We start from the raw sequence: 13,198 nt of genomic DNA on the forward strand, positions 1-13,198 counted from the left end.
CGCCGGCCGCGTCGCGGCTATGCCGCCGACCGCAGCCGATGCGACAGGATCCCGCTGGCCCGCTCGAACGCCTGCGCCACCTCGTCGAGCAGGCCCGGTACCTCGTTGCCGACGCCGGCGTCGGCTGCCACTTCGAGCGCCGCCGCCGCCGCACCGAGCCGCGGGCAGCTGAAGGTCGTCGCAGCCCCCTTCAGCGAATGCGCCTCGACCGCCAGGGCGGGCAGCTCGCCCGCCGCCGCCGCACCGCGCATCCGCGCCAGGCGCGCTTCCGTCTCCTGTAGGAACATCGCGAGGAAGCGGGTGGCATCCGCCTCCGAGCAGCCGTCGACCAGGTCGCCGAGCTGGATCAGGTCGACATCCTCTCCTTCGGCGTGCCCTGGCACGGGCGACGCAGCGGGATCCGGCTTCGCCTTGGCGACCGCCGCCAGAATGGCGGCGCGTAGCGCCGTCGCCGAGAAGGGCTTCGGCAGGAAGTCGTTCATGCCCGCCGCCAGACAGGTGTCGCGGTCGTGGGCGAAGGCGTTCGCCGTCAGCGCGATGATCGGCACGTCGCGCATCGGGCCCGGCAGCGCGCGGATGGCCCGGGCGGCCGTCGGCCCGTCCATCTCCGGCATCCGCATGTCCATCAGGACGGCGTCGTAGGACAGGTCGCGCACCGCCTGGACGCCTTCCCAGCCATTGCCGGCGACGTCGACGCGGCAGCCGAATTTTTCCAGCATCGCGGTCGCGACGAGCTGGTTCGTGGGATTGTCCTCGACCAGGAGGATCCGCAGGTGCTGGCCGATCTCCTGCTCGATCACCTCCGCCCGTTCCCGTTCCAGGACCTGGCTGGGCCCGCGCTCCAGCGGAAGCTGGATGGTGAAGACGGTTCCCCGGCCGGGCGTGGATTCGACGTCGATCGTGCCGCCCATCTTCGCCGTGAGGCGACGGGAGATGGAAAGGCCGAGGCCGGTGCCGCCGAGGGTCTCGCCACCGGCTTCCGCCTGGGAGAAATCCTGGAACAGCTGCGGGATGATCTCTGCGGGAATGCCGATCCCGGTGTCGCGGACGACGAGCCGGATGAGCGCGCGTCCGTCGCGCTCGCCCGCGCACTCCGCGTGTATCGAGACTTCGCCGGCCTTCGTGAACTTGATCCCGTTGCCGGCGATGTTGAAGAGGATCTGACGGATCCGGCCCGGGTCGCCGATCAGGGTCCGCGGCACGTCGGGGCCGATCGTCATACGCAAGCCCAGGCCGCGCGCATCGGCACGCGGCTGCAGGATGCCGACGCAGCTCTCCAGCAGCGGCTCGAGCTCGAAGACCGTGTGCTCCATCTCGATCCGGTCCGCGTCCAACTTTGCCAGATCGAGGATGTCGTTGATCAGATAGAGCAGGTGGTCGGCGGAATCGCGCAGGATGCCCACATGGTGCCGCTGCTTCTCGTCGAGATCCATGTCGAGCAGCAGCCCGGACAGGCCGATGACGGCGTTCAGCGGCGTGCGGATCTCGTGGCTCATGGTCGCGAGGAATTTCGTGCGGACGCTGCCGGCACGCTCGGCCTCCTCCTTCGCCTCCCGGAGCCGACGTTCGTACTCGCGGCGCAGCGTGATGTCGCGCAGATGCGCCGTGAACAGGACCTCGCCGTCGACCTCGCTGCGCGTCACCGCGAACTCGCACGGAAACTCGGACCCGTCGGCACGGACGAGCGTCATCTCGATGCGCCGGTCCAGGACCGCCTGCGGCCCCGTCAGCGCCACCGCGTTGTCACCGCCCGCGCGGCGGTGCGGCGGCAGGATCAGGTCGGCCAGGAGGCGGCTCGTCGCCGCGTCGCGCGGATAGCCGAAGATCCTCTCCGCGGCGGGGTTGAACTCGATGACCCGCCCGCAGTCGTCGGTCGTGACCATCGCATCCAGCGCGCCGTCCATGATCGAGCGCATGCGCGCCTCGCTGGTCTTCAGCGCGTCGATCACCAGGTGCCGGTCGGTGACGTCGTTGAGCGTCCCGGCCGTGCCGAGGACGTTGCCGGCGCCGTCCAAGGTGAGACGCGCGAATACCTCCATCCAGCGATAGCCGCCGTCACGGGTGAGGTAGCGGATCTCGTGCCGGCAATAGTCCTTCCGCCGCTCGATCAGCGGCTGGAAGCGCTCGGCGTTGAGCGCGCGGTCGTCCGGGTGGATGAAGTCGAGGAAGCGGCGGCCGAGGCTGCTCTTCACGGGATAGCCGGTGATTTCCGTCCAGGCGGGGTTCAGGAAGGTCCACACCCCGGCGGCGTCGGTCCTGAAGATGACCTCCTTCAGATCGTCCACGACGGTCCGGTAGCGGCTCTCGCTCTCGGCGAGCGCCTGGTTCGCGCTCGCCAGCCTCTGCTTCTTCTCGAAGATTTCGGCTTCGCGCCTGGCGCGGCTGCCGAGTTCGCGCACGAGGAGGACCAGCAGCCCGATGAAGCAGATCGTTCCGATGCCGCCATAGGTATGGAACGCCACCGTGTCGCCGCGGATCGGGGCGAGCAGCTCTTCGACGGAGATGCCGACCGAAACGACGAGCGAGGTCTCGTCGACGGCACGATAGGCGTAGATCCGCTCGACGCCGTCGATGACGCTGCGCGCCCGGTACATGCCCGTCGCCGAGTGCTTCAATTCGTCGAAGAGCGGACTGTCTGCGATCCGACGTCCGTAGAGTTCCCCCATTCCGGTTGCATGGGCACGGATGTAACCGTCCCGCCCGATCAGGGTCACCGCGCCGTCGCGTCCGATATCGACCGAGGCGAGGAAGCGGGCGATGTAGTTGGGACTGGCCGAAACCACGAGAACGCCGTCGAAGCTCCCGTCCGCCTTTTCGAGGCGGCGGCTGAGCTGGACCGACCACTGGCCGGAAACGCGCCCTAGGACCGGCTTGCTGATGAACAGGCCGGTGTCCCGATCGGTATGCATCCGAAAATGCTCGCGGTCGCTGAGGTCGATCGGCTTCGCCGGCACGCCGAGGCTGGTATCCTTCAGCATGCCGTCCGAATCGATGATCGCGACCTGCAGGGCAAGCGGGTTGAGCAGGGGCGCCTTTCTGGTCCAGGCGTTCAGGTCGAAATCGCCGCCGCTCTTCTCGTAGTCCGCCTTGATGAACAGGATCGTCTGGTCGAGACCCTTGATGGCGCGCTCGGTCTGCTTCTCCAGCGCCATCGCCAGATTGCCGGCGTCGCGCCGGGCCTGCGAGACGGCGGCATCGGTGCGCAGGCTGAAATGAACGGTCGTGCCGATCCAGAACAGCGCCAGGAGCAGCAGGCCCGTCGCGCAGATCAGCCCCTGTGTCCAACGCACTTTCGAGCGCATCCGGCCCGTTCCTCTACAGCCATTGGGATCCCGAGGCTCGACCCTCTCACCCAAACGTGAACGATTGCCTGCGAGGGCACCGGGGCGATGGCCGAATCGACCGGACAGTTTGTCCGCCACTCGCATTCTGCGCCGCCGGCCGGGCGCCGGAACGGCGCAGACCGTGGATTTGCAGGCTGGCACTGCGCTTGCGGACAGAGGATGAACCTCTCACCGGAGACACGCAGATGACGGCCCAGATCTTTACGCTGTCCGCCCATCGCGGGCAGGCGCGAAGCGCCCGCCCCGAGGCCTCACATCGGCTGGGACAGGATCGATGACGAAGATCCTGGTGGTGGACGACGACCAGCTGACCCGGATGATCGCGGTGCATCTTCTCGGCCGCGCCGGCGAGATCGTGGCGGAAGCCTGCAACGGCCGGGAGGCGCTGCGGATGCTCATGCACGATGCGGAGATCGGCACGCTGGTCACCGACGTCCTGATGCCCGAAATGGACGGGCTCGAACTGATCCAGGCGGCGCGCAAACTCAGGCCCCGGCTGCGCATCGTCGCAATGTCGGCGGGTGGGAAGCGGGTGAAACTCGACCTGCTGCCGGTGGCCCGATCGCTCGGCGCCGATGCCTGCTTCCAGAAGCCGCTCTGTCAGGAAACGATCGGCCTGGTGACCGGCTCGGCCTGACGGCCTCGCCGGGCGGTCCCGCCCGGCGTCACGCGCTGCAGCTGGCGCCGCCCAGCACGCAGAACTTGGCGCAGTGGCGGTGGTTCAGCCGCACCGGCCCCGACGCCTCGGCCAGCGTGCGGCCGAGTTCGAACGCGGAGTCGTAAGGCAGCAGCGTGCATGCGACGACGGCCGGCGCGTCGGCGCCCTTGCGCTTCACCACCATGCGCGATCCGGCGCACATCACGTCGTTCGGCGACTTGCCGAGGATGCCCCAGCAGGCGGTCGTGATCTCGGGCACCACGGCCGCCGGATCCATCTCCGGAAACAGGACCAGCCGCGACGGATCGCTCGCGTCCACCGGGATCCCGTGCGCGGCGAACAGACGGGCGAAGCCGGCGCGCTCGGCCTCCTCGCTCTCTCCCCAGAGGGTGCGGGCGGCGACGCTCAGGTCGAACCCGTTCCGCGACAGCCAGATCAGCCCGTCGAGCGTCGGCTGCCAGGTCCGCGGCCCGCGCTCCTCCTCGTGCCGCTCCGGGGTATGGTGGTCGAGCGAGACGCGGATCGTCAGCCGCGCGCCGAAGCGCTGGTTGAGGTCGAGCAGTTGCCGCTTCAGCCGCGCCATCGGCCGCATGGCGTTGGTCAGCACCAGCGTGCGGTAGCCGCGCGACAGACACTCTTCCATCATCGCCGGCATCTCGGGATTCATGAACGGCTCGCCGCCGGTGAAGCCGATCTCACGCGTCCCCAAGCCGTCCGCGTCGATCTCGTCCAGGTAGGCCGCCACCTCCGCCCGCGTGATGTAGACGAGGCGGTCGTTGCGCGGGCTCGATTCGATGTAGCAGTGGGCGCAGGTGATGTTGCAGAGCGTACCGGTGTTGAACCAGAGCGTATCGAGCCGGCGCAGCGCGACCTCCGCCCGCTCCTGCCCGTCGGCGGTGCGCAGGGGGTCGCGGAACTTCGCCGCCTCGCGGGTGAGGAGCGACGCGTCGATCGCGGAGGCGGTGGCGTGCAGCATCGAGCGGCCTTCGGCTGGCGGGATCGTCGTACGAGTTTAGCATGCCGATATGGTACGGGACTCGCGCGGCAGGCGATCACCCTGTCGTCAACGGGCGTTCAACGGGAGGCGCTGTGCGCCGATGCTGTCCATCATCGTCCCGGCCCTCGACGAGGCGGCGACCATCGAAGCCGCCCTGGGCAGGCTGGCGGCGTTGCGGCGGAACGGCTGCGACGTGATCGTCGCCGACGGCGGCAGCCGCGACGGCACCCCCGGGATCGCCGCGCCGCACTGCGACCGGGTGGTCACCGCCCCGCGCGGCCGGGCCTCGCAGATGAATGCGGGCGCCGCAGCCGCACGTGGCGACATCCTGCTCTTCCTGCATGCCGACACGCGGCTGCCCGGCGACGCAGAGGCGACGATCGCCGCCGCGCTGGCCGACCCTGCAGCGCTCTGGGGCCGCTTCGACGTGACGATCGAAGGCCGCCATCCGGCGCTGCCGCTGGTCGCCGCCATGATGAACCTGCGGTCGCGCCTGACCGGCATCGCGACCGGCGACCAGGCGATCTTCGTCCGGCGGGCGGCGTTCGACGCCGCCGGCCGCTTTCCGGACATCCCGCTGATGGAGGATATCGCACTGTCCGCCCGCCTGCGGCGCATGGCGCGCCCCGTGTGCCTGCGGCAGCGCGTGACGACGTCCGGCCGGCGCTGGGACAAGAACGGCGCGCTGGGCACGATCCTGCTGATGTGGCGGCTGCGGCTCGCCTATGCGCTCGGCGCCGACCCGGCCGCCCTCGCCCGGCGCTACGGCTACGTGCCGCGCGATGGCTGAACCCGTCGGCCCCCAACGCGTCGGCCCTGAACCCGTCGGCATCGCCGTCTTCGCCAAGGCGCCCGTCCCCGGCTACGCCAAGACCCGGCTGATCCCCGCCCTCGGCGCCGAGGGGGCGGCGGCCCTGCAGGGCCGCTTCATCGCGCGAACGGTGGCGACGGCGCTCGCGGCCGGGCTCGGTCCCGTCACGCTCTGGTGCGCGCCCGACGGCACGCATCCGGCCTTCGCGGCGCTCCGCGGCACGGTGGCGCTGCGCCGCCAGGCGGAGGGCGACCTCGGCGCACGCATGGCGGCCGCGTTCGAGGCCGCACCGGGGCCGCTGCTGCTGGTCGGCACCGATTGCCCCGTCCTCACGCCGGAACACCTGCGGGCCTGCGCAGCGGCACTCCGGGATCATGATGCCGTCTTCCTTCCGGTCGAGGACGGCGGCTACGTCCTCGTCGGCCTGCGCCGGCCGGCACCCGGCATCTTCGCCGGCATGACCTGGAGCACGGCCACGGTGATGGCGGAGACGCGCGCCCGCCTGCGCGATCTGCGCCTCTCGTGGACGGAGCCGGCGACGCTGTGGGACGTGGACGCGATCGCCGACCTCGACCGCTGCCGCGCCCTCGGGCTGATTTAGTGGCGACGTCTGGCAGCGGCCCACCCTAACGCTCGGGCACGTTCGTGGTCGCCAGAACGGTCGCCGTTTCCGCGCCCAGGTCGGACAGCACGCTGATCGACCCGTCGGTTTCGAGCACGACCGCACCGGCATCCTCGACCCGCGTTACGCCTTCCGTCCGGAGCACCGACAATATCTCCTCCGTGGTCACCCGCTGCCGGCGCATCGCATCGCGCAGGTAGCGCCCGCGATAGAGCAGCAGCGTCGGCTCGGCCTTGATCATCCCCTGGAACCGCTCGGAGCGGACGGAAAGCCATGTGATGCCGTATTGCAGGCCGATCAGCAGCGCGAAGGCGAGTACCCCCTCGGACAGCGACACGTCTGCGTTGAGCAGGACCGTCGCCAGGGTCGAACCGAGCGCCACGGTGACCACCAGGTCGAAGGCGTTCAGCTTGGACAGCGTGCGCTTGCCCGTCACCCGCAGGAACGCCACCAGCGCCACATAAGCGAGCGAGCCGACGACGACCACGCGAAACAGGTCGGACCAGCTGTCGAAGAACATCGGGGGGAGCCTTCTTCGTTTCGTGAACCTCGGAGTTTGCCGCGGCGTCGCGCGCCTAACGCGTCCGCGCCGTCGACAGTTCATCGGTCCGGCCCGGTTTCCGCCGCATCCCCCCGTTGCCCTCCGCCGGACGACGGTCGCATACTGGCGAAAAGTACGGACATCGAGGGACGCGCCATGCTCGCAGTGAAACCGCTGCACCCGGAATTCGTCGCCGAGATCGAGGGCGTCGACCTGCGCCGGCCGGTCGACGCCGACACGCTGTCGCAGATCGTCGCGGCACTCGACCGCTACGGCGTCGTCGTCTTCCACGACCAGCCGATCGACGACGAGCAGCAGCTCGCCTTCTCGCGCCTGTTCGGCGAGCTCGAGATCTCGCGCGCGACGCTGCGGCCCGGGGCCAAGCTGCGCATCAACCAGCACATGTCGGACGTCTCCAACCTCGACGAGAACAACAAGGTGATGGAGGGGAGCGACTATCGGCGCATGAGCGGCCTCGCGAACCGGCTCTGGCACACCGACAGCTCGTTCAAGCGGGTGCCCGCGAAATACTCGATGCTGTCGGGCCGCGTCGTCCCGAGCGCGGGCGGCGACACCGAGTTTTCCGATATGCGAGCCGTCTACGATTCGCTGCCCGAGAAGACCAAGGCGCAGATCGAGGACATGATCGCCGTCCACTCGATCTTCCATTCGCGCGCCACCATCGGCTTCACCGACTTCACGGCCGAGGAGCGCGCCGGCCTGCCGCCGGTGCAGCAGCGGCTCGTTCGCACGCATCCCGGTTCCGGCCGCAAGTCGCTCTACATCGCCTCGCACGCCAGCGAGATCGTCGGCATGCCGGTGCCCGAGGGCCGCATGATGCTGCTCGACCTGATGGACATCGCGACGCGGCCGGAATTCGTCCATGCGCACAAATGGCGCAAGGACGACCTCGTCGTCTGGGACAATCGCTGCACGCTGCACCGCGCGCGCCCGTTCGATCCGGCCGAACCGCGCGATATGCGCCGCACCACCGTCGCCGGCGACGGCCCAACGGTCGAACAGGCGCTGGTCGCCTGAACCGCGCGAGGTCACGATGAGCGCAACCGCCCCCGCTGCCGCCCCCTCTCCCGCTGCCGCGAGCCCCTATCTCGCCGTCCGCGACGACTGGCTCGCCCGCCGCAGCGAGCCGGCGCTGGAGCCCGACCTGCCGATCGTCGACCCGCACCATCACCTGTGGGACCGGCCGCACTGGCGTTACATGCTCGACGACCTGCTGGCAGACACGCGGCAAGGCCACGACATCGTCGCCACCGTCTTCGTCCAGTGCCGGGCCTTCCACCGCGCCGGCGGGCCGGAGGCGATGCGCCCCGTCGGCGAGACCGAATTCGTCGCCGGCGTCGCCGCGATGAGCGAGAGCGGCATCTACGGCCCGACCAGGGTCTGCGCCGGCATCGTCGGCCACGCCGACCTGCGCCTGGGCGAGGGCGTTCGCCCGGTGCTGGAGGCGCATGTCGCGGCCGGCGGCGGGCGCTTCCGCGGCATCCGCCACATCACCGCCTGGGACGCCGATGCGTCGCTGATGAACCCGGGCTACAGCCCGCCGCGCTACCTGCTGGCCGACCCGGCCTTCCGCGCCGGTTTCGCCGAGTTGGGCAAGCTTGGCCTGACGTTCGATGCCTGGCTCTACCACCCGCAGATCGACGACCTGACCGACCTCGCCGCCGCCTTCCCGGACACCGGGATCGTGCTCGACCATGTGGGCGGGCCGATCGGCATCGGCGCCTATGCCGGGCGGCGCGATGCGGTCTTCGCCGACTGGTCCGCGGCGATCCGCCGCCTCGCGCAGCGGCCCAACGTGCATGTGAAGCTCGGCGGCATCGGCATGCGCATCAACGGCTTCGACTTCCACGAGCACGACGACCCGCCCTCGTCGGAACGTCTCGCCGACGCGTGGCGGCCCTATATCGAGACCTGCATCGAGGCCTTCGGCGCCGACCGCTGCATGTTCGAGAGCAACTTCCCCGTCGACAAAGGCTCCTACGGCTACGGCGTCTTCTGGAACGCCTGCAAGCTCCTGGCGAAGGGCGCGAGCGCCGCGGAGAAGACGGCCCTGTTCAACGGGACGGCTGCACGCTTCTACCGGCTCGACCTGCCGCAGGCCGCCGGCCGCTAGGGGCGCCGATAGCCGGTGACGTGCAGCCGCAGGTCGTAGTCAGCCGGATCGTCGCGGAAGATCAGTCCGCCCCGATGGCTGGAATGGGCGGCGACATAGTCGATCTCCGCCTCTGCCATGTCGGCGATCGCGTCGCCGTGGGACAGGGTGCCTTCGACGCGCACGGCGGCGGCCGTCACGCCGCCCCGGTTTTCGACACGGTAGACGACATGGAAGCCTCCGGCCTGGGGCAACACCTCCTCGACGGTGGTGACGAGGTCGGGGTGGCGTGCACCAGCCCCCGTGATCGCCTGGTAGAGCACCAGGCCGATCATTGCCGCGATGAGCAGCGCCGAGAAGAACGCCGCAATCCGCTCCACCAGGGTCGAGCCCGGATCCTCGGCGACGTCCTGCCGCTCCTGCTCCGCATCCGCGCCTTGCCGGTCGCCGTCCTGCGGTCGTCCCATGGTACCCTCAGAGGATGAGCCGGGCGGCGGCGGCGCCGATCGCCGCCGGGAAGCCGAGCACCGAAACCGCCATCACCATCTGGGTGAATGACATGTCCTCCGTCCGGCCGAAGCTCCAGAGGACGTAGAAGCTGATGAGCAGCGCGATCGCGTAGCCGACCAGCGTGAACCGCACGAACGCCCGCCCCGAAAGGCGCTGCGACGCCACCGCGACCTCGCCGCCGCGGAACTCGACGGCATAAACGAAGCCGTGCATCAGCAGCAGCGACAGGCCGATCAGCGCCAGGATGTGCCACTCCGTCATCTTGTAGGAGATCAGCACCATCTCCTCCGTCGGCGCGACGTTGAGGCCCAGGAAGAGGGCGCCGATCGCCATGAGGAACAGTTCGCTGAGATAGCCGGGCGTCCGGCCGCCGCGGGGCTGGTAGGCGCGGCCGCCGCCGAGCTGGCTGCGGCCGAGCAGAGCGCCGATGCTCGCCGGAACCGACTGCACCGCGATCTTGCCCACGATCTCGCCGACCGGCTGGCCCGGCTCGACGATGCCGAACAGGGCGAGGAACAGGGCGCTCGCGACGATGCCGATGCCGTATGCGATGCAGGCGTCGCGCAGGTCTTCGCCGAAGTCGAAGGTCTCCTCGAAGCCGGCGTGGAACGACAGCATCGTCAGCAGCGGGATGTTCAGGACGAGGAGCAGCGCGAGCCGCCACCGATCCATATGGAAGCCCAGCGCCCACATCTCCGAGGTCATCAGCATCGGCAGCGCGAAGATCAGCGCGCCGCCGAAACCGCGGGCAAGTCCGACCAACGCCTTCACGGCAGCCTCGCACGATCGTCAGCCCGCCCGGGACGGGGTGTCCCCGGTGGCAGACCAACGCCGCGACGGCGGCAGCGTTCCGGCTGGTGGCGGGTCGGCGCGTGCCGGCCGGCGGTCAGCCCATCGCGGCGACGGCCTTCGCGGCTTCCTCGTACGCCGCCAGAGTCACCTTCACGTCGGCCGCGTCGTGGGCGGTCGAGAGGTAGGTCTTGCCCTCGCCCTTGAATACGCCGTTTTCGCGCATCGCCTGGTTGAAGGTCTTCGCCTTGGCCGGGTCGCCGGCGAGCATGCCGCGATAGTCGTGCACCTCGCCCGCGGCGAAGATCGCGTCGAACATGACCGGCGATCCCACCACCCGGGCCGCGATGCCGGCATTGTCGAGCGCCCCCTGCAGCCCCTCCATCAGCGTCCGGCCGGTCTGGTAGACGCCGTCATAGGCGCCCGGCCGCTTCAGGATCTCCAGCGTCGCGAGGCCGGCCACGGCGGCGACCGGATTGCCGCTCAGCGTGCCGATCTGCGGCATGAAGGCGTCGTCGCCCACGGCGGCCTTGTCGAAATGCTTCATGATCTCCGCCTTGCCGGCGACCGCCGACAGCGGATAGCCGCCGCCGATGATCTTGCCCAGGGTACAGACGTCCGGCACGACGCCGTACAGTTCCTGTGCGCCGCCATAGGCGAAGCGGAAGCCGGTCACGACCTCGTCGAAGATCAGGGGGATGCCGTATTCCTCGGTGATCGCGCGCATGCCCTCCAGGAAGCCGGGCTTCGGCGGTACGAGGCGCTGGAACGGCTCCATGATGACGCCGGCCAGCTCGTCGTGATGCTCGCGGATCAGCGCCGTTGCCGCTTCCAGGTCGTTGTAGGGCGCGACGATCATCTCCTGGCGGATCGCATCGGGAATGCCGGCGGAATCGGGTGCGGCGACCGGGAAGTTGCCGGGGCGCTTCGGCCACAGGCTCATCAGCCCGTAGTCGCTCATGCCGTGATAGCCGCCCTCGAACTTCAGGATCTTGTCGCGCTTGCGATAGGCGCGGACCAGACGCATCGCATAGAAGTCGGCCTCGGTGCCGCTGCTGCCGAAGCGCACCTGCTCGGCGCAGGCCATGGCGTCGACGATCGCCTCGGCGAGCCGGATGCCGTACTCGTTGTTCGCGAAGAAGGTCGAGCCGCGGCCGAGCTGCTCCTGCACCGCCGCGTTCACCTCGGGATGGTTGTGGCCGACGAACATCGGGCCGGAGCCCAGCAGGTAGTCGACATACTCGTTGCCGCTGACGTCGGTCACGCGGCCGGCATTGCCGGAGCGGATGACGATGTCGCCGGGAAAGTTGCCGAACGTGCCGCCCGGAAGGACACGGCGCGCCGTGTCGACGAGGTCGCGCTCTGCATCGCTGCGGACAAGCTTGGACATTGGGGTCGGCTCCGTTCGGTGTCGGGCTGTGGACGGGATCATCTTGCGGGACGGCCGGCGAGACAAGGCCGAGGCGACGTCTCCCGTCCAGTCCGGCATCGACTAGCAAGAATCGTGCGCCGCCGGCCCGACGGCGCGGAACGCGCGCCGCGCGGCGCGGTTAGTGCGATGTCCGGGGGAGATCCAACGAATGCAGGAACACAGCGAGGCAACGGCCGCCGTGGCGGCGCCGGGCGATACCGCACATGCCGCCGCCCCGCAGCCGGTCGACAAGACGCTGCGCGCGGCCGTGGTCGGCACCTTCCTGCTCCTGCTGCTCGGTGCCCTGTTCTTCGGCAAGGACTTCCTGCTGCCCGTCTGCCTGGCGTTCCTGCTGGCGCTGGTGCTGAGCCCGATCGTGCGCGGCCTGGCACGGCGTGGCGTGCCCGAAGGCATCACCGCCGTCGCCCTGGTGGTCGCCGTGTTGCTCGGCATCGGCTCCGCCGCCTATGGGCTGAGCGGCCCGGTGACCCAGTGGATCGCCGAGGCTCCGACCGTCGCCCGCGACGTACAGCGCAAGATCGCCACCCTGCGCCGCCCCGTCGACGCCGTGGTCGAGGCCTCGAACCGCGTCGAGAAGATGGCGGAGAACGGCGACCCGAGGGCGCAGCGCGTCGTCCTCGCCGAGCCAGGCCTGCTGTCGCGCGCCGCAACCGGCGTGCCGGAGGTGCTGGCCAAGGTCGGCCTCACGCTCGTCCTGCTGCTCTTCCTGCTGGCCTCCGGAGACATGTTCTTCGAAAAGCTGGTGAAGACGCTGCCCACCCTGTCCGACAAGAAGCGCGGGATACGCATCGCGCGGACCGTGCAGCGCGAGGTCTCGCGCTACCTGCTGACCATCTCGCTGATCAACGCCGGCCTGGGCGTGGCGATCGGCATCGGCATGTGGGCGGTCGGCCTGCCCAATCCGGCCCTGTGGGGTATCGTCGCGGCGCTGCTGAACTTCGTCCCCTATATCGGCGCCGGCATCGGCATCCTGCTGGTCGGGGCGATCGGCCTCGTCACGTTCGACACGCCCGGCGCCATCCTCCTGCCCCCGGCCGTCTATGCCGTCTGCACGATCCTGGAGGGGCAGATCATCACGCCGATGCTGGTCGGCCGCCGGCTGGAGATGAACTCCGTCGCGGTCTTCCTCGCCGTCGCCTTCTGGGGCTGGCTGTGGGGCATCGTTGGCGCGATCATCGCCGTACCGATGCTGGTCGTCATGAAGGTCTTCGCCGACCATGTCGACGGCATGCACGGCCTCGGCGAGTTCCTCGCGGCTCGCGACACGCCGGACGACGACGACGACTGAGGGATGAGAACGGCCGAGTTGGGCACGGCAGCGGGCGGCCACGCCGCCCCTGGCTCTCGCCCGCTGCCGCCTGCTAACCTGTACGGACAAAGC

The 13,198-nt window shown here is 69.7% G+C and carries 12 protein-coding genes; 6 read left to right on the forward strand and 6 right to left on the reverse strand.

Features of this window, described 5'->3' with window-relative positions; all coding sequences use genetic code 11:
* Positions 1-17: 17 nt before the first annotated feature.
* Positions 18-3,290, reverse strand: a complete 3,273-nt coding sequence (locus ABIE65_RS21015) for a PAS domain S-box protein (protein ID WP_354080448.1) — start codon at positions 3,288-3,290, stop codon at positions 18-20.
* Positions 3,291-3,618: 328 nt separating this feature from the next.
* Here ABIE65_RS21015 and ABIE65_RS21020 point away from each other — a divergent pair, with 328 nt between their 5' ends.
* Entirely contained in the window at positions 3,619-3,981 is a 363-nt protein-coding gene (locus tag ABIE65_RS21020) for a response regulator transcription factor (RefSeq protein ID WP_354080449.1), read from the forward strand.
* Between the two features lie 28 nt (positions 3,982-4,009).
* Here the strand turns inward: ABIE65_RS21020 and ABIE65_RS21025 are convergent, their stop codons facing one another.
* Positions 4,010-4,978 carry a radical SAM protein gene (locus ABIE65_RS21025; protein WP_354080450.1) on the reverse strand — a complete coding sequence of 323 codons (969 nt, stop codon included), beginning with the start codon at positions 4,976-4,978 and terminating at the stop codon, positions 4,010-4,012.
* 121 nt (positions 4,979-5,099) lie between these two features.
* Here ABIE65_RS21025 and ABIE65_RS21030 point away from each other — a divergent pair, with 121 nt between their 5' ends.
* Together ABIE65_RS21030 and ABIE65_RS21035 are read left to right on the forward strand one after the other, a co-directional pair.
* Positions 5,100-5,789: a TIGR04283 family arsenosugar biosynthesis glycosyltransferase gene (locus tag ABIE65_RS21030; protein ID WP_354080451.1), complete on the forward strand. Its 690-nt coding sequence runs from the start codon at positions 5,100-5,102 to the stop codon at positions 5,787-5,789.
* Positions 5,782-6,411, forward strand: coding sequence for a TIGR04282 family arsenosugar biosynthesis glycosyltransferase (locus ABIE65_RS21035; protein WP_354080453.1), 630 nt, complete (start codon positions 5,782-5,784; stop codon positions 6,409-6,411). The genes ABIE65_RS21030 and ABIE65_RS21035 overlap by 8 nt, the downstream gene beginning before the upstream one ends.
* A gap of 25 nt (positions 6,412-6,436) precedes the next feature.
* Here ABIE65_RS21035 and ABIE65_RS21040 read toward each other — a convergent pair whose 3' ends face one another.
* On the reverse strand, positions 6,437-6,952 hold the full coding sequence (locus ABIE65_RS21040; protein ID WP_354080454.1) for a DUF421 domain-containing protein: 516 nt from the start codon (positions 6,950-6,952) through the stop codon (positions 6,437-6,439).
* A 177-nt stretch (positions 6,953-7,129) separates the two neighbouring features.
* Between ABIE65_RS21040 and ABIE65_RS21045 the strand changes: the two genes are divergently transcribed.
* Together ABIE65_RS21045 and ABIE65_RS21050 are read left to right on the forward strand one after the other, a co-directional pair.
* A complete protein-coding gene (locus tag ABIE65_RS21045) occupies positions 7,130-8,011 on the forward strand; it encodes a TauD/TfdA dioxygenase family protein (RefSeq protein WP_354080455.1) in 882 nt (293 codons plus the stop codon).
* Positions 8,012-8,027: 16 nt separating this feature from the next.
* Positions 8,028-9,107, forward strand: coding sequence for an amidohydrolase family protein (locus tag ABIE65_RS21050; protein WP_354080457.1), 1,080 nt, complete (start codon positions 8,028-8,030; stop codon positions 9,105-9,107).
* On the opposite strand, the gene ABIE65_RS21055 is transcribed toward ABIE65_RS21050, so the two are convergent.
* The 3 genes from ABIE65_RS21055 to ABIE65_RS21065 all read right to left on the reverse strand — a co-directional run bounded on the left by ABIE65_RS21055 (position 9,104) and on the right by ABIE65_RS21065 (position 11,775).
* On the reverse strand, positions 9,104-9,553 hold the full coding sequence (locus ABIE65_RS21055; protein ID WP_354080458.1) for a TIGR02588 family protein: 450 nt from the start codon (positions 9,551-9,553) through the stop codon (positions 9,104-9,106). The genes ABIE65_RS21050 and ABIE65_RS21055 overlap by 4 nt on opposite strands.
* Positions 9,554-9,560: 7 nt before the next feature.
* On the reverse strand, positions 9,561-10,367 hold the full coding sequence (locus tag ABIE65_RS21060; protein WP_354080459.1) for a TIGR02587 family membrane protein: 807 nt from the start codon (positions 10,365-10,367) through the stop codon (positions 9,561-9,563).
* Positions 10,368-10,482: 115 nt separating this feature from the next.
* The gene (locus ABIE65_RS21065; protein WP_354080460.1) at positions 10,483-11,775 is read right to left on the reverse strand and encodes an aspartate aminotransferase family protein; all 1,293 of its coding nucleotides are present in this window, start codon (positions 11,773-11,775) and stop codon (positions 10,483-10,485) included.
* A 190-nt stretch (positions 11,776-11,965) separates the two neighbouring features.
* Between ABIE65_RS21065 and ABIE65_RS21070 the strand changes: the two genes are divergently transcribed.
* Positions 11,966-13,105 carry an AI-2E family transporter gene (locus ABIE65_RS21070; RefSeq protein ID WP_354080461.1) on the forward strand — a complete coding sequence of 380 codons (1,140 nt, stop codon included), beginning with the start codon at positions 11,966-11,968 and terminating at the stop codon, positions 13,103-13,105.
* Positions 13,106-13,198 lie beyond the last annotated feature (93 nt).

This window comes from Constrictibacter sp. MBR-5 (genome assembly GCF_040549485.1).
GTDB lineage: Bacteria > Pseudomonadota > Alphaproteobacteria > JAJUGE01 > JAJUGE01 > Constrictibacter.

Coding starts and splice junctions, on each gene's coding strand:
- ABIE65_RS21070 (WP_354080461.1), top strand. CDS start 11,966: ATGCAGGAACACAGCGAGGCAACGGCCGCCGTGGCGGCGCCGGGCGAT.
- ABIE65_RS21040 (WP_354080454.1), bottom strand. CDS start 6,952: ATGTTCTTCGACAGCTGGTCCGACCTGTTTCGCGTGGTCGTCGTCGGC.
- ABIE65_RS21030 (WP_354080451.1), top strand. CDS start 5,100: ATGCTGTCCATCATCGTCCCGGCCCTCGACGAGGCGGCGACCATCGAA.
- ABIE65_RS21050 (WP_354080457.1), top strand. CDS start 8,028: ATGAGCGCAACCGCCCCCGCTGCCGCCCCCTCTCCCGCTGCCGCGAGC.
- ABIE65_RS21025 (WP_354080450.1), bottom strand. CDS start 4,978: ATGCTGCACGCCACCGCCTCCGCGATCGACGCGTCGCTCCTCACCCGC.
- ABIE65_RS21065 (WP_354080460.1), bottom strand. CDS start 11,775: ATGTCCAAGCTTGTCCGCAGCGATGCAGAGCGCGACCTCGTCGACACG.
- ABIE65_RS21020 (WP_354080449.1), top strand. CDS start 3,619: ATGACGAAGATCCTGGTGGTGGACGACGACCAGCTGACCCGGATGATC.
- ABIE65_RS21055 (WP_354080458.1), bottom strand. CDS start 9,553: ATGGGACGACCGCAGGACGGCGACCGGCAAGGCGCGGATGCGGAGCAG.
- ABIE65_RS21045 (WP_354080455.1), top strand. CDS start 7,130: ATGCTCGCAGTGAAACCGCTGCACCCGGAATTCGTCGCCGAGATCGAG.
- ABIE65_RS21035 (WP_354080453.1), top strand. CDS start 5,782: ATGGCTGAACCCGTCGGCCCCCAACGCGTCGGCCCTGAACCCGTCGGC.